General features: G+C 73.7%; 23 protein-coding genes. 14 read left to right on the forward strand and 9 right to left on the reverse strand.

The genetic code is table 11. From position 1 onward, the window contains the following. Positions 1-22: 22 nt before the first annotated feature. From lysS to AFB00_RS13020, 4 genes are all read left to right on the forward strand, one after another. On the forward strand, positions 23-1,480 hold the full coding sequence (gene lysS, locus AFB00_RS13005) for a lysine--tRNA ligase (protein WP_068800268.1): 1,458 nt from the start codon (positions 23-25) through the stop codon (positions 1,478-1,480). Positions 1,481-1,749: 269 nt separating this feature from the next. Then, positions 1,750-2,097 carry a histone-like nucleoid-structuring protein Lsr2 gene (locus tag AFB00_RS13010; protein ID WP_068797449.1) on the forward strand — a complete coding sequence of 116 codons (348 nt, stop codon included), beginning with the start codon at positions 1,750-1,752 and terminating at the stop codon, positions 2,095-2,097. A gap of 80 nt (positions 2,098-2,177) precedes the next feature. Then, positions 2,178-3,005, forward strand: coding sequence for a siderophore-interacting protein (locus tag AFB00_RS13015; RefSeq protein ID WP_068797450.1), 828 nt, complete (start codon positions 2,178-2,180; stop codon positions 3,003-3,005). Positions 3,006-3,239: 234 nt separating this feature from the next. Beyond that, positions 3,240-5,783, forward strand: a complete 2,544-nt coding sequence (locus AFB00_RS13020) for an ATP-dependent Clp protease ATP-binding subunit (protein ID WP_068797451.1) — start codon at positions 3,240-3,242, stop codon at positions 5,781-5,783. Positions 5,784-5,872: 89 nt separating this feature from the next. Here AFB00_RS13020 and AFB00_RS13025 read toward each other — a convergent pair whose 3' ends face one another. Further along, the gene (locus AFB00_RS13025) at positions 5,873-6,562 is read right to left on the reverse strand and encodes a nucleoside/nucleotide kinase family protein (protein WP_068797452.1); all 690 of its coding nucleotides are present in this window, start codon (positions 6,560-6,562) and stop codon (positions 5,873-5,875) included. A gap of 90 nt (positions 6,563-6,652) precedes the next feature. Then, on the reverse strand, positions 6,653-8,062 hold the full coding sequence (locus AFB00_RS13030) for a helix-turn-helix domain-containing protein (protein WP_068797453.1): 1,410 nt from the start codon (positions 8,060-8,062) through the stop codon (positions 6,653-6,655). A 163-nt stretch (positions 8,063-8,225) separates the two neighbouring features. Here AFB00_RS13030 and exaC point away from each other — a divergent pair, with 163 nt between their 5' ends. From exaC to AFB00_RS13045, 3 genes are all read left to right on the forward strand, one after another. Continuing rightward, positions 8,226-9,749 carry an acetaldehyde dehydrogenase ExaC gene (exaC, locus tag AFB00_RS13035; RefSeq protein ID WP_068797454.1) on the forward strand — a complete coding sequence of 508 codons (1,524 nt, stop codon included), beginning with the start codon at positions 8,226-8,228 and terminating at the stop codon, positions 9,747-9,749. After that, on the forward strand, positions 9,749-10,147 hold the full coding sequence (locus AFB00_RS13040; RefSeq protein ID WP_068797455.1) for a DUF779 domain-containing protein: 399 nt from the start codon (positions 9,749-9,751) through the stop codon (positions 10,145-10,147). The genes exaC and AFB00_RS13040 overlap by 1 nt, the downstream gene beginning before the upstream one ends. A 70-nt stretch (positions 10,148-10,217) precedes the next feature. Further along, a complete protein-coding gene (locus AFB00_RS13045) occupies positions 10,218-10,802 on the forward strand; it encodes a cysteine hydrolase family protein (protein WP_068797456.1) in 585 nt (194 codons plus the stop codon). 10 nt (positions 10,803-10,812) lie between these two features. On the opposite strand, the gene AFB00_RS13050 is transcribed toward AFB00_RS13045, so the two are convergent. Together AFB00_RS13050 and AFB00_RS13055 are read right to left on the reverse strand one after the other, a co-directional pair. After that, on the reverse strand, positions 10,813-11,658 hold the full coding sequence (locus tag AFB00_RS13050) for an SIR2 family NAD-dependent protein deacylase (RefSeq protein ID WP_068797457.1): 846 nt from the start codon (positions 11,656-11,658) through the stop codon (positions 10,813-10,815). Continuing rightward, positions 11,655-11,999, reverse strand: coding sequence for a hypothetical protein (locus tag AFB00_RS13055; RefSeq protein ID WP_068797458.1), 345 nt, complete (start codon positions 11,997-11,999; stop codon positions 11,655-11,657). The genes AFB00_RS13050 and AFB00_RS13055 overlap by 4 nt, the downstream gene beginning before the upstream one ends. Before the next feature lie 24 nt (positions 12,000-12,023). Between AFB00_RS13055 and AFB00_RS13060 the strand changes: the two genes are divergently transcribed. Then, entirely contained in the window at positions 12,024-12,854 is an 831-nt protein-coding gene (locus tag AFB00_RS13060; RefSeq protein WP_083275490.1) for an alpha/beta fold hydrolase, read from the forward strand. Position 12,855: 1 nt separating this feature from the next. On the opposite strand, the gene AFB00_RS13065 is transcribed toward AFB00_RS13060, so the two are convergent. Both AFB00_RS13065 and AFB00_RS13070 read right to left on the reverse strand, forming a co-directional pair. After that, complete coding sequence (locus AFB00_RS13065) at positions 12,856-13,350, reverse strand: 2'-5' RNA ligase family protein (RefSeq protein ID WP_068797459.1); 495 nt, start codon at positions 13,348-13,350, stop codon at positions 12,856-12,858. Positions 13,351-13,357: 7 nt separating this feature from the next. Next, positions 13,358-14,221 (reverse strand): A/G-specific adenine glycosylase, encoded by an 864-nt coding sequence (locus AFB00_RS13070; RefSeq protein ID WP_068800270.1) that lies wholly within the window; start codon positions 14,219-14,221, stop codon positions 13,358-13,360. A gap of 382 nt (positions 14,222-14,603) precedes the next feature. On the opposite strand from AFB00_RS13070, the gene AFB00_RS13075 reads away from it, so the two are divergent. Then, positions 14,604-15,461: a hypothetical protein gene (locus AFB00_RS13075; protein ID WP_156819515.1), complete on the forward strand. Its 858-nt coding sequence runs from the start codon at positions 14,604-14,606 to the stop codon at positions 15,459-15,461. Between the two features lie 9 nt (positions 15,462-15,470). On the opposite strand, the gene radA is transcribed toward AFB00_RS13075, so the two are convergent. Next, complete coding sequence (radA, locus tag AFB00_RS13080) at positions 15,471-16,847, reverse strand: DNA repair protein RadA (RefSeq protein ID WP_068797461.1); 1,377 nt, start codon at positions 16,845-16,847, stop codon at positions 15,471-15,473. Beyond that, entirely contained in the window at positions 16,844-17,581 is a 738-nt protein-coding gene (locus AFB00_RS13085) for a copper chaperone PCu(A)C (protein WP_156819516.1), read from the reverse strand. The genes radA and AFB00_RS13085 overlap by 4 nt, the downstream gene beginning before the upstream one ends. Positions 17,582-17,963: 382 nt before the next feature. Here AFB00_RS13085 and AFB00_RS13090 point away from each other — a divergent pair, with 382 nt between their 5' ends. The 3 genes from AFB00_RS13090 to ispF are packed head-to-tail and all read left to right on the forward strand — an operon-like array spanning position 17,964 to position 19,641. Continuing rightward, positions 17,964-18,455: a CarD family transcriptional regulator gene (locus tag AFB00_RS13090; protein ID WP_068797463.1), complete on the forward strand. Its 492-nt coding sequence runs from the start codon at positions 17,964-17,966 to the stop codon at positions 18,453-18,455. A gap of 38 nt (positions 18,456-18,493) precedes the next feature. Further along, the gene (ispD, locus tag AFB00_RS13095) at positions 18,494-19,174 is read left to right on the forward strand and encodes a 2-C-methyl-D-erythritol 4-phosphate cytidylyltransferase (RefSeq protein ID WP_197519930.1); all 681 of its coding nucleotides are present in this window, start codon (positions 18,494-18,496) and stop codon (positions 19,172-19,174) included. Continuing rightward, the gene (gene ispF / locus AFB00_RS13100; protein WP_068797465.1) at positions 19,171-19,641 is read left to right on the forward strand and encodes a 2-C-methyl-D-erythritol 2,4-cyclodiphosphate synthase; all 471 of its coding nucleotides are present in this window, start codon (positions 19,171-19,173) and stop codon (positions 19,639-19,641) included. The genes ispD and ispF overlap by 4 nt, the downstream gene beginning before the upstream one ends. On the opposite strand, the gene AFB00_RS13105 is transcribed toward ispF, so the two are convergent. Then, complete coding sequence (locus AFB00_RS13105) at positions 19,632-20,057, reverse strand: VOC family protein (protein ID WP_068800271.1); 426 nt, start codon at positions 20,055-20,057, stop codon at positions 19,632-19,634. The two genes, ispF and AFB00_RS13105, sit on opposite strands and share 10 nt — an antisense overlap. A gap of 67 nt (positions 20,058-20,124) precedes the next feature. On the opposite strand from AFB00_RS13105, the gene cysS reads away from it, so the two are divergent. Both cysS and rlmB read left to right on the forward strand, forming a co-directional pair. Further along, the gene (gene cysS, locus AFB00_RS13110; protein WP_068797466.1) at positions 20,125-21,516 is read left to right on the forward strand and encodes a cysteine--tRNA ligase; all 1,392 of its coding nucleotides are present in this window, start codon (positions 20,125-20,127) and stop codon (positions 21,514-21,516) included. Between the two features lie 5 nt (positions 21,517-21,521). Next, positions 21,522-22,499 carry a 23S rRNA (guanosine(2251)-2'-O)-methyltransferase RlmB gene (gene rlmB / locus AFB00_RS13115; protein ID WP_068797467.1) on the forward strand — a complete coding sequence of 326 codons (978 nt, stop codon included), beginning with the start codon at positions 21,522-21,524 and terminating at the stop codon, positions 22,497-22,499. Positions 22,500-22,715: the final 216 nt, after the last annotated feature.

Genomic DNA, 22,715 nt, shown 5'->3' on the forward strand with positions numbered 1-22,715 from the left:
AACCGAGGACCTGCCCGAGCAGATGCGGGTGCGCCGGGCCAAGCGCGCGGAGCTGCTGGCCGCCGGCGGCGACCCCTACCCGGTCGAGGTCCACCGCACGCACACCCTCCGTCAGGTCCGCGAGGCGCACCCGGACCTGCCCGCCGACGTCGCCACCGGCGAGCAGGTCGCCGTCGCCGGGCGGGTCATCTTCCTGCGGAACACCGGGAAGCTCTGCTTCGCGACCCTGCGCGAGGGTGACGGCACCGAGCTGCAGGCCATGCTGTCGCTGGACCGGGTCGGTCCCGACGAGCTGGCCCGCTGGAAGGCCGTCGTCGATCTCGGCGACTTCGTGCTCGTCCGCGGCGAGGTGATCACCTCCCGGCGCGGCGAGCTGTCGGTGCAGACGCAGGAGTGGTCCATGGCGTCGAAGTCGGTGCGCCCGCTGCCGACCGCGCACAAGGAACTGTCCGAGGAGAACCGGGTCCGGCAGCGTTATGTCGATCTCATCCTCCGCCCGCAGGCGCGGGAGACCGTGCGTGCCCGGTCCGCGGTGCTCCGCACCCTCCGGGAGTCGTTGACCGAGCGCGAGTTCGTCGAGGTCGAGACGCCGATGCTGCAGCTGCAGCACGGTGGGGCGACCGCCCGGCCGTTCCTCACGCACGCGAACGCGCTCGACTCGGAGCTGTCCCTGCGCATCGCCCCCGAGCTCTATCTGAAGCGTTGCGTGGTGGGCGGTATCGAGCGGGTCTTCGAGCTGAACCGGGTCTTCCGGAACGAGGGGATCGACTCCACGCATTCACCGGAGTTCGCGATGCTGGAGGCGTACCAGGCGTACGCGACCTACGACGACATGGCGATCCTCACCCGCGAACTGATCCAGGGGGCCGCCCGGTCGCTGTTCGGATCCACCACCGTCCGGCACGCCGACGGCACGGAGCACGACCTCGGCGGGGAGTGGCGTTCGGTCACGCTCTACGGATCGGTGTCCGAGGCGGTCGGCCAGGATGTGAGCCCGGACACCGAGGTTCCGGTTCTGCAGGAGATCGCGGCGAAGTTCGACGTCGACGTGACGGATTACCCCACGCACGCACAGATCGTGCTGGAGCTGTTCGAGAAGCTCGTCGAGCACACGCTGGTCGAGCCGACGTTCGTCCGGGACTTCCCGGTCGAGGTGCGGCCGCTGACCCGCGCCCACCGGGACGACCCGCGACTGTCCGAATCCTGGGATCTCATCGTCTTCGGGGTCGAGCTGGCGACCGCCTACTCGGAGCTCGTCGACCCGGTCGAGCAGCGGGAACGCTTGTACGCGCAATCACTCCTGGCGTCGGCCGGCGACCCGGAGGCGATGCAGCTCGACGAGGACTTCCTGCGCGCGATGGAGTACGGGATGCCGCCCACCGGCGGACTCGGGATGGGTGTCGACCGTCTCCTGATGACGCTCACCGGTCTCGGTATCCGCGAGACCATCCTGTTCCCGCTGGTTCGCGGCGAGTCCTAGAACGCGCGATTCCGCTCGTCCCCGGCCGTCGTCGCGGCCGGGGACGAGGCGTATCCAGGCCCGAACGAGTGGCATTCGGCTCGATTCCGGAATGTTCTGACCCCCCTCGGTCGACGCGGCGAACAGTTTTCGGTTAGTCTTCGAAACGAGTCGGTTCCGGCCATCCGAGCGGCCTTGCCATTGCGTCCGGGTATTGCAGTCAATCGTGCGGGTTCCCGCCGGACCGGTTCACCGTAGAACGCGCACGAAGGTTGAAGGAGGCTGCGACGATGGCGCAGATCAAGGAGATCCGGCTCGTCGACGATCTGTCCGGCGACGCCGCTGACGAAACGATCGAGTTCGGCCTGGACGGCCGCAACTACGAGATCGACCTGTCGAACGACAACGCGAAGCAGCTCCGCGACGTGCTCGCCGACTACGTCGCCGCAGCCCGTCGTGCCGCCGGGCCCGCCGCCCGCCGCCGGGGTGGCCCCGCCGCGCCCGCCGCCCGTCGTCCCTCGGTGGACCGCGAGCAGAACCAGGCGATCCGGGAGTGGGCCCGCAAGCGCGGGATGAAGGTCTCCGACCGCGGCCGCATCCCGGCCGAGGTCCTCGAGGCCTACCACCAGGAGAACTAAGGGTGACCTCACCTGGGTGCGACGGGGAGGGGTAGCCTCGTGGAGGCCCCTTCCCCCTCCGCTCCTCGGGAGGTGCCGTCATGGCCCGCCGCGTCACCGAACTCCAGGTGCTCCGCACCGAACGTCTGAGCCCGCACATGGTGCGCGTCGTCGCCGGTGGCGACGACCTGGCCGCGTTCCCGGACACCGAACACACCGACCGCTACGTCAAGCTGCTGTTCGAGCAGCCGGGTGTCGACTACCCCGAGCCGTTCGACATCGACACCGTGCACGCCGAGTACCCGCGTGAGCAGTGGCCGGTCCAGCGGACGTACACGGTCCGCTCGCTCGACCACGCCCTCGGCGAGCTCGTCATCGACTTCGTGCACCACGGCGACACCGGCCTCGCCGGCCCGTGGGCGGCCGCCGCCCGGCCGGGTGACCGCATCCGGATGGTGGGGCCCGGCGGTGCCTACGCGCCCGACCCGGCCGCCGACTGGCACCTGCTCGTCGGGGACGAGGCGGCGCTGCCCGCCGTGTGCGCGGCGCTCGAGCGGATCCCGGCCGGGTGCCCGGTCGTCGCGATCCTGCAGACCGACGGCCCCTCCGACGAGATCAAGCTGCCCGGCGAGGCCGGCCTCGACGTGACGTGGCTGCACCGGTCCGACGCGGCCGGCGACCCGGACTCCACCCAGCTCCTCGACGCCGTCCGCGCGCTGGAGTTCCGCAGCGGCCGGGTGCACGCGTTCGTGCACGGCGAGGCGATCGCCGTCCGGGAGCTGCGCCGGCACCTGTACCGCGAGCGCGGGCTGGCCAAGGACGACCTGTCGATCTCCGGCTACTGGCGGCGCGGCCGCGACGAGGAGGGCTTCCGCGAGTTCAAGCAGGCGGAGCTGGCCCGGGAGCGGGCCGAGGAGCAGCCCGGCTGAGCCGGGCCGGAACACGACCGGTGCCGTTCGCGTTACGCACGCACAGACCGGCGGTCCACCAGCGGTGGAGGCGCCGGACCCCGTACGACCGATACAGTGGTATATAGGCCCGCCCCTGCAGGGGTGGTCCGGCGCAGTGTCACGCGAGGCGCAGTGCCGGGCCCGGTGCGCCCGGGTCCGGACTACGGATGCTGGTCGCGCCGTACGTGAGGCGCAGCAGGCAAGGAGTGCGAATTGTTCGAGAGGTTCACCGACCGAGCACGACGTGTTGTCGTCCTGGCCCAAGAAGAGGCCCGGATGCTCAACCACAACTACATCGGGACCGAGCACATCCTCCTTGGCCTGATCCACGAGGGTGAGGGTGTCGCCGCGAAGGCACTCGAGTCCCTCGGTATCGCGCTGGAGGGCGTGCGTCAGCAGGTCGAGGAGATCATCGGCCAGGGCCAGCAGGCCCCGTCCGGGCACATCCCGTTCACGCCCCGGGCGAAGAAGGTGCTGGAGCTGTCGCTGCGCGAGGCGCTGCAGCTCGGCCACAACTACATCGGCACCGAGCACATCCTGCTCGGGCTGATCCGAGAGGGCGAGGGTGTCGCGGCCCAGGTCCTCGTGAAGCTGGGCGCGGATCTCAACCGCGTCCGCCAGCAGGTGCTGCAGCTGCTGTCCGGCTACCAGGGCAAGGAGCCCCAGGAGAGCGGGACCGGCGGCCGGGGCGAGGGCACGCCGTCGTCGTCGCTCGTGCTGGACCAGTTCGGTCGCAACCTCACCCAGCAGGCCCGTGAGGGCAAGCTGGACCCGGTCATCGGCCGGGAGAAGGAGATCGAGCGCATCATGCAGGTCCTCTCGCGGAGGACCAAGAACAACCCGGTGCTGATCGGTGAGGCGGGCGTCGGCAAGACCGCCGCCGTCGAGGGCCTGGCCCAGGCGATCATCAAGGGCGAGGTCCCGGAGACGCTGAAGGACAAGCAGCTCTACACCCTCGACCTCGGTTCGCTGGTCGCCGGTTCCCGCTACCGCGGTGACTTCGAGGAGCGCCTCAAGAAGGTGCTCAAGGAGATCCGCACCCGCGGCGACATCATCCTGTTCATCGACGAGATCCACACCCTGGTCGGTGCGGGTGCCGCCGAGGGCGCGATCGACGCGGCCTCGATCCTCAAGCCGATGCTGGCCCGCGGTGAGCTGCAGACCATCGGTGCGACCACGCTCGACGAGTACCGCAAGTACGTCGAGAAGGACCCGGCACTGGAGCGCCGCTTCCAGCCGATCCAGGTCTCCGAGCCGTCGGTGCAGCACACCATCGAGATCCTCAAGGGGCTGCGCGACCGGTACGAGGCGCACCACCGCGTCACGATCACCGACGACGCGCTGGCGTCGGCCGCGACCCTGGCCGACCGCTACATCAACGACCGCTTCCTGCCGGACAAGGCGATCGACCTGATCGACGAGGCCGGCGCCCGGATGCGCATCCGCCGGATGACCGCGCCGCCGGACCTGCGGGAGTTCGACGAGAAGATCGCGAACGTCCGCCGGGACAAGGAGTCGGCGATCGACGCGCAGGACTTCGAGCGGGCCGCGCACCTGCGCGACCAGGAGAAGACCCTGCTCGGCGAGAAGGCCGAGCGCGAGAAGCAGTGGAAGTCGGGCGACCTCGACGTCGTCGCCGAGGTCGACGGCGAGCAGATCGCCGAGGTGCTGGGCAACTGGACCGGCATCCCGGTGTTCAAGCTGACCGAGGAGGAGACGACCCGTCTGCTCAAGATGGAGGACGAGCTCCACAAGCGGATCATCGGCCAGGAGGACGCGGTCAAGTCCGTGTCCCAGGCGATCCGCCGTACCCGGGCCGGTCTGAAGGACCCGAAGCGCCCGTCCGGCTCGTTCATCTTCGCCGGCCCGTCCGGTGTCGGTAAGACCGAGCTGTCCAAGGCGCTGGCGAACTTCCTCTTCGGCGAGGACGACGCGCTCATCCAGATCGACATGGGTGAGTTCCACGACCGCTACACCGCCTCGCGGCTGTTCGGTGCCCCTCCCGGGTACGTCGGCTACGAGGAGGGCGGCCAGCTCACCGAGAAGGTGCGGCGCAAGCCGTTCTCGGTGGTGCTGTTCGACGAGATCGAGAAGGCGCACCAGGAGATCTACAACACCCTCCTGCAGGTGCTCGAGGACGGTCGTCTCACCGACGGCCAGGGCCGCACGGTCGACTTCAAGAACACCGTGCTGATCTTCACCTCGAACCTGGGTACCCAGGACATCTCGAAGGCCGTGGGCCTGGGCTTCTCGACCGGCAACGACGAGGCGTCGAACTACGAGCGGATGAAGACCAAGGTCAACGACGAGCTGAAGAAGCACTTCCGCCCGGAGTTCCTGAACCGCATCGACGACATCATCGTCTTCCACCAGCTCAACCAGGAGCAGATCGTCGAGATGGTCGATCTGATGATCGGGCGGGTGGAGAAGCAGCTGGCCAACAAGGACATGGCCATCGAGCTCACCGACCAGGCCAAGAAGCTGCTGGCCCGGCGCGGGTTCGACCCGGTCCTGGGTGCGCGGCCGCTGCGCCGGACGATCCAGCGCGACATCGAGGACCAGCTCTCGGAGAAGATCCTGTTCGGCGAGATCGAGGCCGGTCAGATCGTGATCGTCGACGTCGAGGGCATCGACCACGAGGCCGAGGAGGACTCCAAGGCCTGGGACGACAAGGCGCACTTCACCTTCCGGGGTGAGCGCAAGCCGTCCGAGCCGGTGCCGGACGCCCCGCCCGCCATGGCGAGCGGCGAGGAGTGACCGCAGGGTCACCCCGGTAGCCCGACAGCCCGAACGCCCGGCCGGATCCCCGGCCGGGCGTTCGGTGTGTCCGGGGGCTCCGACCCGGTTCAGGCCGGGAAGTCCGTGCAGGCGACGACGAGGTCCGCGCTCCGCCGGGTCCGCTCGACGAGCCGGGCGTTCGGCTCGTCGGTGCGCTGGACCCACTCGCGGGCCGCGCCGGGCGTCTTGCCGAAGCGGACGTGCCGGGCCACCAGGCGTTCCTGCCGGAGCGCGTCGTCGGTCTCGTGGAACCAGATCTCGTCGAACGCCGGTCGCACCGTCCGCCACGACGGGGTGTCGAGGAGCAGGTAGTTGCCCTCGCTGACGACCAGCCGGCACTCCGGGTGCACCGGGACCGCACCGGCGATCGGCTGCTCGATCTCCCGGTCGAACGCGGGCGCGTAGACCGGGCCGTCCGCGTGCCCGGGCGCGGCCCGCAGCCGCTGCAGGAGCGCGGCGTAGCCGGCCGGGTCGAACGTCTCCGGTGCGCCCTTGCGGTCCCGCAGGCCCAGCCGGTCGAGCTCGACGTCGGCGAGGTGGAACCCGTCCATCGGGACGTGCGCGGCGGCACCGGGGTCGCCGGCCAGCACCGCCCGGACGACGGCGCGGGCGAGCGTCGTCTTCCCGGCCCCGGGTGCCCCGGCGATGCCGAGGACCGCCCGGCCGGGCCGGTGCGCGAGCCACCGGGCGCGCTCGACGAGATCGGCGAACCGCTCGATCCGTACCGCCCGCTCCGGCTGTTCCGGCTGCTCCGTCATGCCTGCCCCGTCCGCCGATCCCCCGGCATCCTCGCAGCCGCTCGTCCCGGGCGGGCCGGGCCGGGCCGATCGTCCCGGCCGGGCGTGCGGTCAGAACCCGGCGCGGGGCCGGTCGGCGGCGGGGAGCACCGCCCGCAGCCGGGCCCGCAGCTCGTCGTCGGCCTCGGCGGAGCGGACCAGGGACCACAGCGCGTCCGGATCGCCGGAGCGCAGCACCGCCGACCGGGTCGCCGCGATGAGGTGCTCCCGCTCCGAGCGCACCGCGGGGGCCTCCGAGACCGGCAGCAGCGGGCCGCGGGCCGCCTCGGCGGCGGCGTCGGGGATCCGGCCCTCGCGCAGGGCCTCGCTCAGGCGCAGGAAGTCGGCGTCGACCCGGGCGGCGAGCCGGTAGGGCTGGGTCCGGACGACGTCCTCGCCCAGGTGACAGCGGAGCCGGTGCAGCTCGGCCCGGACGGTGATCGGGCGCCCCGCGTCGCCGTAGAGCGCCCCGGCCAGCTGCTCGGCGGTCATGCCCTCCGGGTGCAGCGCGAGCAGGGTCAGCAGCTCCGCGTGCCGCAGGCCGAGCCGCACCGGGCGCCCGTCGGAGCGCACGACCGGGGTCCTGGCCCCGAGGAACGGCAGCGTCAGGTCGCGCACCGGCGGCCCGGCCTGCGCCGGGACGTGCAGCAACCAGCCCTCGCCGAGCGGTTCCAGCAGGGCCTCGGCGCCGTCGTCGAGCAGTACCCGGTCGCCCCGGTCGGGCAGCACGATCCGCTCCGCGAAGCGCCCCGCCGGGGTGGCGGCCAGCACCCGGCCGCGCGGTGACAGCAGCGCTCCGCGACCGCCCCCGAGGCGCGCGAGGTGCGGCAGGTTCTCCTCCCGCAACCGCCGGTCGCGCCGCTCGGTCAGCGCGGCGAGCCGGTGCTCGGCCAGCCGGGCCGCCGCGGTGACCAGCGACAACGTCATCGGGTGGAAGGTGTCCTCCGGCCCGGTGACGTCCACGGTGCCGATCTGGCGCCCGGTCTCCGGGTCGTGCACGGGTGCTGCGGCGCAGGTCCACGGGTGGTAGGCGCTGACGAGGTGCTCGGCGGAGTGGATCCGCACCGGACGGTCGTCGGACAGGGCGGTGCCCATGGCGTTGGTGCCGACCGCGTCCTCGCTCCACCGGGTGCCCTCGACGAGCTCGACCCGTTCCGCGCGCCGCAGCACGTCCCTGGCGCCCTCCCGCCACAGGATGTGGCCGCGCTCGTCGGTCACGATCATGAGGTGCCGGGCCTGCTCGGCGGCCGTGGTCAGGGTCTCGCGCAGCACCGGGAGCGCGATCGCCAGCGGATGCCCGGCGCGCAGCTCCGCGACCTCGCCGGGGCCGTAGGCGTGCCGCGGCCGGGAGCGTTCGGGATCGACGGCCGCGGCGAGCGACCGGGCCCAGGACGCGCGCACCTCCGGGCGCACGCCGGCCCCCGCTGTCCCGGTGAGCGCGGCGTCGCGCGCCCGCTCCAGACCGGCACGTTCCTGGGTCATGGCACCCGCCTCCGGGTCAGCACAGCCTGCCCTGGGTCGGATCCGCGTGTTCGGCACTCACCGGAGGGTCAGGTTCCGCATCTGCGTGCAACGCACCTGCAACCCCCACCTTCCTAGTGTCCGGCGTCACGCGCAACGAGTACTCCTACGGGAAGGACCGACGATGGCCATCTACGCCAATCCGGGTCAGCCGGACAGCGTCGTGACGTTCAAGCCCCGCTACGACCACTTCATCGGTGGCGAGTACGTCGCGCCGGCGAAGGGCCAGTACTTCGAGAACCCGACCCCGATCACCGGGCAGAACTTCACCGAGATCGCCAGGGGCACCGCCGACGACGTCGAGAAGGCGCTCGACGCCGCGCACGGCGCCGCCAAGGCCTGGGGGAAGACCTCGGTCGGCGAGCGGGCGAACATCCTGAACAAGATGGCGGACCGGATCGAGGCCAACCTCGAGATGATCGCCATCGCCGAGGCGTGGGAGAACGGCAAGGCGTGCCGGGAGACGCTCGCCGCCGACATCCCGCTGGCCGTCGACCACCTGCGCTACTTCGCCGGGGCGATCCGGGCGCAGGAGGGCTCGCTGTCCCAGATCGACGAGGACACGATCGCCTACCACTTCCACGAGCCGCTCGGCGTCGTCGGGCAGATCATCCCGTGGAACTTCCCGATCCTGATGGCGATCTGGAAGCTCGCCCCGGCGCTGGCCGCGGGCAACGCAGTCGTCCTCAAGCCCGCCGAGCAGACCCCGGCGTCCATCCACGTGCTACTGGAGCTGGTCGCGGACCTGCTGCCGGCCGGCGTCGTGAACGTCGTCAACGGGTTCGGTGTCGAGGCGGGCAAGCCGCTGGCGTCCAACAAGCGCATCTCGAAGATCGCCTTCACCGGCGAGACCACCACCGGTCGGCTGATCATGCAGTACGCGTCGGAGAACCTGATCCCGGTCACCCTGGAGCTGGGCGGCAAGAGCCCGAACGTCTTCTTCGACGACGTCGCCGCGCAGCAGGACGCGTTCTACGACAAGGCCCTCGAGGGCTTCGCGATGTTCGCGCTGAACCAGGGCGAGGTCTGCACCTGCCCGTCCCGGGCGCTGATCCAGGGCGGCATCTACGCCGACTTCCTGGAGCAGGGCGTCAAGCGGGTCGAGCAGATCAAGCAGGGCAACCCGCTCGACACCGACACCACGGTCGGTGCGCAGGCCTCGAACGACCAGTTCGAGAAGATCCTCTCCTACATCGACATCGGCCGGCAGGAGGGCGCCAAGGTCCTCACCGGTGGCGAGAAGGCCGACCTCGGCGGGGACCTGTCCGGCGGGTACTACATCACCCCGACCGTGTTCGAGGGCAACAACCAGATGCGGATCTTCCAGGAGGAGATCTTCGGCCCGGTGGTCTCGGTCGCCCGGTTCAACGACTACGACGACGCCATGAAGATCGCCAACGACACGCTGTACGGCCTCGGCGCCGGGGTGTGGAGCCGCGACGCCGGTACCGCCTACCGGGCGGGCCGTGACATCCAGGCCGGCCGGGTCTGGGTGAACAACTACCACGCCTACCCGGCGCACGCGGCGTTCGGCGGCTACAAGCAGTCCGGCATCGGCCGCGAGAACCACAAGATGATGCTCGACCACTACCAGCAGACGAAGAACATCCTGCAGAGCTACTCGCCGAACGCGCTGGGCTTCTTCTGATGGGCCTGCCGGACGGCGCCACCCCGATCGAGCGGGTGGCGCTGACCCCGGCGGCCGCCGAACTGCTGGTCCGGCTCACCGAGATCCACGGGCCGCTGATGTTCCACCAGTCCGGCGGGTGCTGCGACGGCAGCGCCCCGATGTGCTACCCGGACGGCGACTTCAAGCTCGGCGGCTCCGACGTCCACCTGGGTGACCTCACGGTGGACGGCCTGGAGAAGCCGATCGGGTTCCACATGTCGGAGTCGCAGTACGGCTACTGGAAACACACGCATCTGACCGTCGACGTCGTCGAGGGACGCGGCAGCGGGTTCTCGGTCGAGGCGCCGGAGGGCGTCCGGTTCCTGATCCGCTCGCGGTTGTTCACCGACGACGAGTGGCGGGCGACGCAGGACTGAGCAGGACGGCCGCGGCCCGGGACCCGTTCCCGGGCCGCGGCCGCCCGTACGAGACGGGTGAGGAGCACCGATGACGCACACCCTGCGCGGCCTGATGGGCCTGCCGGCCGAGCCGGCCCCGCTGTCGGAGTCCACGCTGATCATGATCGACCTGCAGAACACCTACACCGAGGGCGTGATGCGGCTGGAGAACGTCGAACCGGCCCTCGACGAGGCCGCCGTCCTGCTCGACCGGGCCCGCTCGGCCGGGACCCGGGTGATCCACATCCGGCACGACGCCGGGGCCGGCAGCCCGTACGACGTGGACGCCCCGATCGGCGCCATCCACTCCTCGGTCGCACCGCGTGCCGGCGAGGCCGTCGTCACCAAGAACTTCCCCAGCGCGTTCGTGCAGACCGGACTCGCCGACCTGCTGCAGGGGCAGCAGAACCTGGTGCTCGCCGGGTTCATGACGCACATGTGCGTCAACTCCACGGCCCGCAGCGCGTTCTCCGGCGGCTACGTCCCCACGGTCGTCGCCGCCGCGACCGCGACCCGGGCGCTGCCCGGGATCGACGGCGACGTGCCCGCGGCCGAGGTGCACGCCGCGGCGCTGGCGGGACTGGCGGACCTGCCGTCGATCGTCGTCCCGGACCAGGCGTCGGTCCCGGACTGAGCCCGGCGTCTCAGGACCCCGGGGCGGCGTCGATCGCGGCGTCGATCGCGGCGAGGCTCGCCGCGGCCGGACCGCCGACGGCGACGCCCCGGCCGTGCCGGACCTCCGGCTCCCGGACGTTGATCCGCACCAGTGCCCCGGTCGCCGCGGCGGCCAGCTCGGAGCGCCGCCGGACGGTGGGCAGCGCCGTCCCGGCCCCGATCTCGACGACGACCACCCGCGAGCGGTGGGTGGCCAGCCAGTCGTCGTGGCGGCGCAGCGCGGGCGCGGCGTGCGAGCCGTCCCAGCCGGTGTCGCCGAACATGAGGATCGCCGGGCGGGCGAGACCGCCGCACCCGGGGCAGCGGGGCAGCGGCCCGGTCGCGCGCATCGTGTCCGGGTCCACCGGCACGTCCGTCCCGTCGGCCGGCCACACGCCGTACCCGCACAGGTCCAGGCACTGCAGGTGGTGGATGGACCCGTGCACCTCGGCGACGTCACCGGCCGGGAACCCGGCGCGCTGGAACTGGCCGTCGACGTTGGAGGTGAACACGCTCGTCGGCACCCGCTGCGCCCACCGGCGGAGCACGGCGAACCCGGGGTGCGGGACGGTCGCCCGGTACAGGTGCAGCCGGTGGCCGTAGAAGCCCCACGCCAGCGCCGGATCGTCGGCGAAGTGCTCCGGGTCGGCCAGCTCGGCGAACCGCAGCCCGAGCCGGGCGTAGGGCGGGTAGGCCGCCCAGAACCCGGTGTCGCCGCGGAAGTCCGGCAGGCCGGAGTCGACGCCCATGCCGGCCCCGGCGGTGACGAGCAGGGCCCCGGCGCCGCCGACGAGCCGGGCCGCCGCGGTGATCCGGTCGCGGTCGACGCCGCTCATCCCACCTGCTCGATGCGCATCTGCCGGGCGTCACCGATCAGCTCGGCCAGCCGGTCCGTGCCGACCCGGTCGAGGTACAGCAGGACCAGCGGGAGCCCGCCGTAGCCGGGATCGCCGAACAGCTCCGGCTCGCCGTGCAGCAACGCCTGCTTCTCGGCCTCGTCGCCGACGTAGAGCACGGCGATGTCGAGCCGCAGCACCCGTGGCCGCCCGGGGACCCGCTCCGGGTAGGACCACACGATCCCCTTGCCCAGTACGCGGAAGTCGAACCCGTCGCTCGGGTTCTCCCGGACGCCGTCGAGGCGCAGGGCGATCCGGCGGACGTCGTCGGAGTCGGCCATACCCGAGAGCCTACGGTCGGGCCCGTGCCGACCGAACCGACGACCGATCCGATCCGGTCCGCCGACGGCGTCCGGCTCGTGACGACCGGCTACGGCGGCTCCGGCCGCCCGGTCGTCCTGCTGCACGGCCTGATGAGCTGCGCCGCGTCCTGGGAGCCGCGGGCGGCGGAGCTGACCCGGCACGGACGGGTGCTGGCCCCCGACGCCCGCGGTCACGGCCGGTCCGGGCGCCCGGCCGATCCCCTCGACCCCGCGGCCTGGTCACCGCGGCGCCTCGCCGACGACGTGCTCGCGCTGCTGGCCGGTACCGGCCCGGCGGCCCTGGTGGGGCACTCGATGGGCGGGATCTCCGCGCTGCTCGCCGCCGCCCGGCGGCCCGACCTGGTGACGGCCGTCGTCGTCGAGGACCCGCCGCTGGGGGTGACGGCGCCCCCGCCCGGCCTGCTCGAGGACATGCGGGCCTGGTTCACCGCGCTGGCCGGGCCGCACCCGACCCGGGCCGAGCTGGAGGCGGTGTTCGGCCACCCGCACCCCGAGGTCGGTACACACCTGGGGCGGTGCACCGTGCGGCGGCCGGACGGCTGGTGGCTGGCCTGCGAGGTCGACGACGCGGTGCGCATCGCGGAGCACTGGACGCGGGAGCCGCTGCTGGAGACGGCGTCCGCGGTCCGGCTGCCGCTGCTCGTCGTCGAGGCGGCGGAGTCGGTGGCGCCGCCCGGCCGGCTGGAGCTGCTCGCCGCCCGGGTCCCCGGTGCCCGGCACGTCCGGCTCCCGGGCACCGGGCACCTGGTGCACGACGCCGCCCCCGCCGAGTGGACCGCCGAGGTGGCCGCGCTCCTGGACCGGTCCGGCTGACTCAGCCGCCGAGCACCCGCGTCTCCCCGGTGCGGGAGTCGTGCAGCTCGACCGCGGTGATCCGGGCCCGGACCGGCGGCACCGGGTGCAGCAGGGCGAACGCCTCCGCCGGTCGTGCGGTGCCCAGTACGACGTGCGGCAGCCAGGAGCCCGGCAGGTGCGCGGCGTGCACCCCGCGGACCCGGCCGGCGAGCGCGTCGTGCACGGCGGTGTGCACGGCGAGGACCTCCGGGTCGGTGACGGCGGCCAGCACCAGCGCGTCGTCGGCACCGGTGACCGCGCCGAGGGTCGCCAGCCACAGCACGGGCAGCGCGACCAGGCGCAGCTCGGCCTCGACCGCCGGCACCGCCGCCCGGCCCGGGGTGCCCATCGCGGCGACCGTGACGTGCGGGGTCCCGGTCGCCGCCGGGAGCCCCGCCTCGGACAGCCGCCCGCGCAGCGCCGTCAGGTCCGCGACGGCGGCGTCGTCGAGCCGGAACCGGAGGGTGGTGGGCACGACCGGCTCAGACGGGCAGCGCGAAGCGGCCGTCGTCGGTCTGCTCGGCGAGCCCGTCCACCAGCAGCGAGTGCAGGCAGCGGTCGCGCTGCCCGGCGTCGGACCAGACGGCGTCCAGCGCGGTCCGTTCGACCGGGCCGGGCGCGCCGCGCAGCACGTCCATGAGCTTGCCGCGGACCTGCCGGTCGGTCCCGGCGAACCCCTGGACGGGCTTGCGGGGACCGTCGTAGGCGGGACGGCCGGCGGCCACCCAGGCGCACCGCGCGGCGACCGGGCAGCCGGTGCACCGCGGCGACCGGGCGGTGCAGACGACCGCGCCCAGCTCCATCAGCCCGGCCGAGACGACCGCGGCCTCGTCCTCGGCGGCGGGCAGCAGCGCCTCGACGTCGGCGAGATCGACCCGGGGCCGCGCCGGACCGGCGTCGCCCTGGCCGTGCACCGCCCTGGCCACCACCCGGCGCACGTTGGTGTCGACGACCGGGGCCCGCCGCCCGTGCGCGAACACCGCGACCGCCCGTGCGGTGTAGGTCCCGATGCCCGGCAGCGCCTCCAGCGCCTCGACGTCGTCCGGGACGGTGTCGCCGTGCTGCTGCGCGATCGCGGCCGCGGCGTCGTGCAGGCGGATCGCCCGGCGCGGGTAGCCGAGCTTGCCCCAGGCCCGCAGCACGTCGGCGCGCGGCGCGGCGGCGAGGGCCGAGGGCGTCGGCCAGCGCCGCATCCAGTCGGTCCAGACCGGCTCGACCCGCGCGACCGGGGTCTGCTGCAGCATGAACTCGCTGACCAGCACGCCCCACGGCGTGGTCTCCCGGCGCCGCCACGGCAGGTCGCGGGCCTGCGCACGGAACCACGGCGAGATCAGGTCGGCCAGCACCCGACCAGTGTCGCGCGATCGCCCGGCCGCCCGGGACGGGACCCCGGACCCCGCGCCACCCACCGCACCGGTCCATACCGTGTCCGCGGGCGCGGCGCCGGTCACGACCGGGTCGAGTACGGGACGCGCGGGCACCCGACGGTGGACGCCGCCCGTCACCGGCGGTCCTCCGGGCACCCGGACGGGAGGTCGGCCCGCCCGCACGTCCGGCGGACGCGCGCACGTGCCGTCGACCGGCGGGCGGGGTGCACGTGCCGGGCTCACCCACTCGTATCCCGCGTGTCGCTGAGCCGGGTACACCTGGTGCCGCTTCGCCGGGCGCGGCGCGGCGACGACGACTTGAGGTAATCGCAGATCTACTCTCGGTGACATGATGGACCCGGTGGGACCCCTGCCGGCGTCGGTGTACTGGCGTCGGCGCGCTGTCGCGGTCGGCGTCGCACTGCTGGCCCTGGTCGCCCTGCTGTGGCTGGCGACGTGGCTGGTCACCCCCGGCGGGTCCGACACCCCCACCGGCACCGCGGCGCTGTCCGTCCCGGACGCCGCCGCGGACCCGTCCACACCGGCCGATCCGTCCGACCCCGACCCGTCCGACCCCGACCCCGACCCCCGAGCGGCGGTCCCCGACTCCGCGGCCCCGGAACCCCCGGCCCCGGGCGCACCGCAGACGCCGCTCCCCACCCCCGCCGGCCCCGGTGCTCCCCCCGGGGCCACGGCGGATGTGTCCCCCGGGCCCGCGACCCCGAACGCGGGCCCGGGGGACTCCGACGAGCGGGTCCGGCCGGACGACACCCCCCGGCCGTCGGTGCTGGTCCCCCCGGCCGAGCCGTCACCGCCGACCGGCCCGGTGCCGTGCACCGACGGCATGATCGCCGTCGCGGCCGAGACCGGCAGCCCCACCTACCCGGCGGGCGCGCGGCCGGAGCTGCGCCTGGTCGTCACGAACACCTCGGGACAGCCGTGCGTGCGCGACCTCGACGGCGCCGAGCAGGAGATCGCCGTCCGCAGCGGGGACGGCGCGACGGCGCTGTGGTCGTCCAACGACTGCACGAACCCGTCGACCGACGACCTGCGCACGCTGGTCCCCGGGCAGCCGGTCGCGTTCGCGGTGACCTGGAGCGGGCTGACCTCGGCCCCGGGCTGCGGCGCGGCCCGGGAGCGGGTGGCACCGGGCGGCTACCGGGTGCTGGCCCGGCTCGGCGGGGTCGTCAGCGAGCCCGCACCGCTGCTCATGGGCTGAGCGACGGGCTCAGCGCATCCGCTGCATGATCTCCTTCAGCGACGACGCCTCGGTGATCCGCATCCCGGTCGATCCGACCTCGGCCCCGGCCGGGACGATCGCGTTGGTGAAGCCGAGCCGGGCGGCCTCGGCCAGCCGCCGGCCGACGCCGTGCACCCGGCGCAGCTCGCCGGCCAGCCCGAGCTCGCCGAGCACGACCAGGTCGGCGGGCAGCGTGACGTCCCGGCGCGCGGAGACGACGGCCAGCGCGATCGCCAGGTCCGCGGCCGGTTCGGTGATCTTCATGCCGCCGACGGTCGCGGTGTAGACCTCGGCGTCGTGCAGCTTCAGCCCGCCGCGGCGCTCGACGACGGCGAGCAGCATCGGCACCCGGGACGCGTCCAGGCCGGTCACCGCCCGCCGGGGGCTGGGGATGTTCGCGCCCGCGACCAGGGCCTGCACCTCGGCGAGCAGCGGCCGGCGCCCGTCCATCACGACGGTGACGGCGGTCCCCGGCTGCACCCCGTCGGCGCCCTGGCCGAACCGGCCGACGAACAGCCCGGACGGGTCCGGCAGCCCGACGATCCCGGAGTCGCGCAGCTCGAAGCAGCCGACCTCGTCGGCCGGGCCGAAGCGGTTCTTGACCCCCCGCACCATCCGCAGCGCGGAGTGCTTGTCGCCCTCGAAGTGCAGCACCACGTCGACGACGTGCTCCAGCACCCGCGGGCCCGCGATGCCGCCGTCCTTGGTGACGTGCCCCACCAGCAGCACGGCCAGGCCGGTCTCCTTGGCGAGCGCGGTGAGCCCGACGGTCACCGCCCTGGTCTGGGTGACCCCGCCCGGACTGCCGTCCACACTGGAGGTGGACATGGTCTGGACCGAGTCGATGACCAGCAACGACGGCCGCAGCTGCTCGACGTGGCCGAGCACCGACTCGAGACTGGACTCGGCGGCGAGGTACAGCTCGTCGTGCACGCCGCCGGTCCGCTCAGCACGCAGCCGCACCTGGCCGGCCGACTCCTCGCCGGAGACGTAGAGCACCCGCGCGGTCTCCGCGGCCCGCGCGGCGACCTCGAGCAGGAGCGTGGACTTCCCGACGCCCGGCTCACCGGCGAGCAGCACCACCGCGCCCGGGACGAGCCCGCCGCCGAGTACCCGGTCGAGCTCGTCGACCCCGGTGCGCCGGGCCCGTGAGGAGTCCAGCTCGACGTCCGCGATGCGGCGGGCCGGGGTGCTCGGGGCACCCGCGACGACCGTCCGCGAGCTGCCCGCCCGCGGCACCTCGACCTGTTCCAGCGATCCCCACGCCTGGCAGCCGGGACACCGGCCGACCCACTGCGCGGTGCGCTGGTCGCACTCGGTGCAGCGGTACCCGCCGGAGCGGGCCGCGCGGGTCCGGGTGGTCAGCTGTCGCCGGCGCCGCCGGCGCCGGTGCCCTCGTTGCCCGGCGCGGACCCGGCGTCGCCCTCGGCGGGGACCGGGTTCGCCTGGTCCACCGGCGGGGTCTCGGCCTCGCCACCGGTCCGGCCGCCGAACCCGGTCTCGGCACCGTTGGTGCCGGCCTCGCCCTCGCCGCCGGCCTCGACGCGCTCCGGCTCGGCCCGGTCGTGGTTCTCACCGGGGATGCCGGTGGGGACGTCGACGGTGATCGCGCCGGCCCGCTCGAAGGTGAACGTCATCGGCACGACCGCGCCGGCGGCGACCGGCTGGGTCAGCCCCTCGAGCACGATCTCGGTGGGCCGGCTGGCGGTGGGCTGCAGCGCGTTGCCGCCGGTCGAGACGAGGGCGACGTCCTTCGGGAGCACGCCGTCGGTGACCCGCACGGACGTGGCGGCGGGGCTGCTGGCCGACACCAGCCGGTCGGCGACGGCGCCGGTGTTGACCAGGGTCGCCCGCACCGGTGCCGCGGAGCCGCGCGCGTAGAGCGCCGCCGGGCTCGCGGGGGTGGCCGGGTAGCCGATCTGGACGTCGCGCAGGTCGACCTGGCCGACCGAGGCGTTGAGGCCGTTGGTCGCGGCGACCTGCTGGGCGGTCTGGGAGACCTGACCCGCGCCGCAGCCACTGAGCAGCAGGCCGGACAGGGTGACGGCTCCGGCGACCCCGGCGAGGGTCCGGAGGGGGCGACGGGTGCGGCGGCTCACGGTCGGCGTGTCCTTCCTGCCGGCCGGGAACGGCTCCCGGCTGCGTGCTGCGGATCGGGTGGTCCGCACTGGATCCGGTGGGCCCGGCGCCCGGTGGTGCCCGGCCGGTGCCCGGCCGGGTCCGCGCACGCCGATCCCGCGCCGCAGCCTAGTCGCGTGCGGTCACCGGGTGTGCGGTCGGGCGCCCGGCCACCGGCGGCCCCGCCGGGCGCCCCCTCGCCCCGGCACCCGGCCGGCGCGGCCACGCACGGTCGACATGCCCGCGGGCAACACGTTTTTCCGGCGTTGTCAACCCCCTGACCTGCGACGTCGGTGCACGCCGGTGACCGGCCCGTCCCGGCGGCGTGATAATCTGGAGCCAGCGAAAGGGGCCAGAGGACACATGGTTTTCAAGGTCGGAGAGACCGTCGTCTACCCGCACCACGGTGCCGCTCTCATCGAGGCGATCGAGACTCGGACGATAAAGGGCGAGGAAGTTCAGTACCTCGTCCTCAAAGTCCAGCAGGGTGACCTGACGGTTCGTATCCCCGCTGACAACGTAGAGGTCGTCGGCGTTCGTGACGTCGTGGGTCAGGAGGGCCTGGATCGGGTCTTCGAGGTGCTGCGTGCGCCGCACACCGAGGAGCCGACGAACTGGTCGCGCCGGTACAAGGCCAACTGGGAGAAGTTGACCTCCGGTGACGTGAACAAGGTGGCCGAGGTCGTGCGCGACCTGTGGCGCCGTGAGAAGGACCGCGGACTGTCCGCGGGCGAGAAGCGCATGCTGGGCAAGGCCCGGCAGATCCTCGTCAGTGAGCTCGCGTTGGCCGAGGGCACCGACGAGGAGCGGGCCGAGGTCCTGCTCGACGAGGTGCTCGCCACCGCGATCGCCTGACCCCGGCCGGTGCACACACGGGGCGTCGGATGAACGCCGTGTCCGTCGTCGCCGTGGTGCCCGCCGCGGGGTCCGGCGTCCGCCTGGGCGCCGGGATGCCCAAGGCGTTCGTCGAGCTGTCGGGTGTCCCGATGCTGGTCCGTGCGGTCGACGGCCTGCTCGCTCCCGGTGTGGTCGATCACGTCGTGGTCGTCGTGCCGGGGGACCAGGTCGCCGCCGCCGGGCCGATGTTCGGGGACCGCCCGGTCACGGTCGTCCCGGGTGGTGCGGACCGCACCGCCTCGGTCGCGGCCGGGCTGGCGGTGCTCGGACCCGGCACCGAGGTCGTGCTGGTGCACGACGCGGCCCGCCCGCTGACGCCACCGGACGTGGTCCGGCGGGTGGTGGCCGCGGTCCGTGCCGGGGCTCCGGCCGTCATCCCCGTGCTGCCCGTTCCGGACACCGTGAAGACGGTGGACGGGGCGGGCGTCGTCGTGTCCACGGTGGACCGGTCTGCACTGCGTGCGGTGCAGACCCCGCAGGGCTTCCGCGCCGGGGACCTGCGCCGTGCCTACGCCGGCACCCCGGACCCGCGGACCGACGACGCCGGGCTGGTCGAGGCGATCGGCGATCCGGTGCGGACCGTCGACGGCGACCCGCTGGCGTTCAAGGTGACCACGGCGTGGGACCTCCGGATCGCGGAGCTGCTGCTCACCGGGGCCGGGGAGAGGATCGGATGAGGGTCGGGATCGGGACCGACGTGCACCCCGTCGAGGTGGGCCGGGACTGCTGGGTGGCCGGGCTGCTGTGGGAGGGGACCGACGGCTGCGCCGGGCACTCCGACGGCGACGTGGCCGCGCACGCGGTGTGCGACGCGCTGCTCTCCGCCGCCGGGCTCGGCGACCTGGGCGCGGTGTTCGGCACCGGGCGACCGGAGTGGTCCGGGGCGTCCGGTGTCGCCCTGCTCACCGAGGTCCGCAGGCTCCTCGGTGAGGCGGGCTGGACGGTCGGCAACGCGGCCGTACAGGTCATCGGCAACGCGCCCCGGATCGGTACCCGCCGGGCCGAGGCCGAGCGGGTGCTGACCGAGGCGGTCGGCGGTCCGGTCGCGGTGTCCGGGACGACCACCGACGGGCTGGGGCTCACCGGGCGCGGCGAGGGCCGCGCCGCCGTCGCCACGGCGTTGCTGCTGCCCGCTCAGGGATAGGCCTCCGCGGTCCGCTGCTGGATCTGCTCCGCCGTCAGGTCCCCGGTCCGGCGGGAGAGCATCCACGCGTGGCCGAACGGGTCGGCCAGCCGGCCGCCGCGTTCGCCGTAGGGGTGGTCGTCGACCTCGAAGACTACCCGTCCGCCGCCCGCGACCATCGCCGCCGCGACGGCGTCGGGATCGTCCACGTAGAGGGCCATGATCACCGCCTCCGGACCGGTGGGGGCCGGGTCGACGGCGTCGGCGTCCTTGACCGCCCAGGTCGCCGCGCCCGCCCGCAGCAGGGCGTGCACCACGTTCCCGGAGCCGTCGGTGTAGCGCTCGACGAGTTCAGCGCCGAACGCCGCGGAGTAGAAGGCGATCGCCGCGTCGGCGTCGGACACGACGAGCCGGGGCAGGAGCTGCTGAACACTCATGGCGGACACCTTGCCGCCCGGGCACCGCCCGTGTAGTGGACGAATCGGAGAGCCGTACCCTGGTGACGTGAGCCTCAGACTTCTCGACAGCGCGACCAGGGAGCAGCGTGCCTTCACGCCGCTGCGGGCCGGAGCCGTGTCGATCTACGTCTGTGGCGCCACCCCGCAGGGCCTGCCGCACATAGGTCACGTCCGGTCCAGCCTGAACTACGACGTGCTGCGCCGCTGGCTCTCCCACGCCGGCTACGACGTCACGCTCGTCCGCAACATCACCGACATCGACGACAAGATCCTGCGCAAGTCCGAGGCGGCGGGCCGGCCGTGGTGGGAGTGGGCCACCACGCACGAGCGGGCCTTCACCGCCGCGTACGACGCGCTGGGCTGCCTGCCGCCGTCGGTCGAGCCGCGCGCCACCGGGCACATCACCCAGATGACCGAGCTGGTCGAGCGCCTGATCGACCGTGGGCACGCCTACCCGGCTGGTGGGGACGTCTACTTCGCCGTCCGCACCCTCGGCGACTACGGCGCGCTCTCCGGGCAGAAGGTGGACGACGTCCACCAGGGCGAGGGCGAGCCGGGCGCCAAGCGGGACCCGCTGGACTTCACGCTCTGGAAGGCCGCGAAGCCCGGCGAGCCGAGCTGGCCCACCCCGTGGGGCGCCGGGCGTCCCGGCTGGCACCTGGAGTGCTCGGCGATGGCCACCGCCTACCTCGGGCCGGAGTTCGACATCCACGGCGGCGGCCTGGACCTGGTCTTCCCGCACCACGAGAACGAGCGTGCCCAGTCGCACGCCGCGGGGGACCCGTTCGCCCGGTTCTGGCTGCACAACGCGTGGGTCACCATGGGCGGCGAGAAGATGTCGAAGTCGCTGGGCAACACGCTCGCGATCGAGGCACTGCTGGAGCGGGTCCGCCCGGCCGAGCTGCGGTACTACCTGGTCGGCCCGCACTACCGGTCGGCGATCGAGTACTCCGACGCTGCGCTGGACGAGGCTGTCGCCGCGTACCGGCGGATCGAGTCGTTCGTGAACCGGGTGCGGGAGCGGTACGGGCTGCCGGAGCCGTCGCCGAAGGTGCCCGCCGAGTTCGCGGCGGCGCTGGACGACGACCTGGGCACCCCGCTGGCCCTCGGTGCCGTGCACAAGCTGGTGCGGGAGGGCAACTCCGCGCTGGACGCCGGCGACGGCGCGACGGCGTCGCGGGCCGCGTCCTGCGTGCGGGCGATGACCGGTGTGCTCGGCCTGGACCCGCTGGCCCACGGCGACGCGGCCGACGGCGCCGGCGACGCGGCCCGGCAGGCGCTCGGCGCCCTCGTCGAGTCGATGCTGGAGCGCAGGCAGGCCGCACGGGCCGACCGTGACTTCGCCACCGCGGACCGGCTCCGCGACGAACTCCTCGCTGCCGGGGTCGCCGTCGAGGACGGCGCCGGTGGCTCCACCTGGACGTTGAAGGACGCGTAGGACTGATGGCAGGAAATTCCAAGCGGCGCGGCGCGATCCGCAAGGACGGCACGAAGAAGGGCATGGTCATCGGATCCGGTGGCCAGCCCCGGCGTGCCCTGCGTGGCAAGGGCCCGACCCCGCCCGGCGAGCTGCGGCCGGGACACCCGAAGCAGAAGGCCGCGGCCCGCCGGGCCGCCCAGACCGACCAGCAGCAGCGCCGCCGTCCGGTCGCCGGGCGGCGGGGCGACGGCGACGGCCCGGAGACCGTGCTGGGGCGCAACCCGGTGGTCGAGTGCCTGCGGGCCGGTGTCCCGTCGACCGCGCTGTACGTGGCGACCGGGGTGTCGGCCGACGAGCGGGTGACCGAGGCCGTCGCGCTGGCCGCCGAGCAGGGCATCTCGATCCTCGAGGTGCCGCGCAACGACCTCGACCGGATCAGCGGGGGCGCGCTGCACCAGGGGCTCGCGCTGCAGGTGCCGCCGTACTCCTACGCGCACCCGGACGACCTGCTCGAGGCCGCGGCCCACACGAACCGCCCGGCCCTGGCCGTCGCGCTCGACGGGGTGACCGACCCGCGCAACCTGGGGGCGGTCGTCCGGTCGGTGGGGGCGTTCGGCGGGCACGGCGTGGTCGTCCCGCAGCGGCGGGCCGCCGGCATGACCGCGGTCGCCTGGCGGACCTCGGCCGGGACCGCCGCGCGCGTCCCGGTGGCCCGGGTGACGAACCTGACCCGCACGCTGCGCGAGTACGCCTCGGCCGGGCTGATGGTCGCCGGGCTGGCCGCCGACGGCGACGTCTCGCTGGACGAGTTCGACCTGGCCACCGGGCCGCTGGTCGTCGTGACCGGGTCCGAGGGCAAGGGCCTGTCCCGGCTGGTCCGTGAGACCTGCGACGTCACGGTGTCGATCCCGCTGGCCGGGGCGGTCGAGTCGCTGAACGCCTCGGTCGCCACCGGCGTGGTGCTGGCCGAGGTGGCCCGCCGGCGGCGCGCCGCGCGCTGACGGCGAGGCGCCGGGAACGGGAGAATCAGTCGTACTTCGCGTGTACGGCTGAGACCGGTTCCCGGCCCGTACCGTCGACGTGAACCATCTCTTCCGCGTGGTGAGCTGGTCGTGCTGTTCGGCTGTCCTCGCGCAGCCGGGACGAACTCGTAGGTTCCCAGGCGCCAGTCGTCCCGGGCGGAGACGTCAGGACCTTCCCACCTCGACCGATGGTCT

Source organism: Pseudonocardia sp. HH130630-07, from assembly GCF_001698125.1.
In the GTDB taxonomy this organism is placed as follows: Bacteria; Actinomycetota; Actinomycetes; order Mycobacteriales; family Pseudonocardiaceae; genus Pseudonocardia.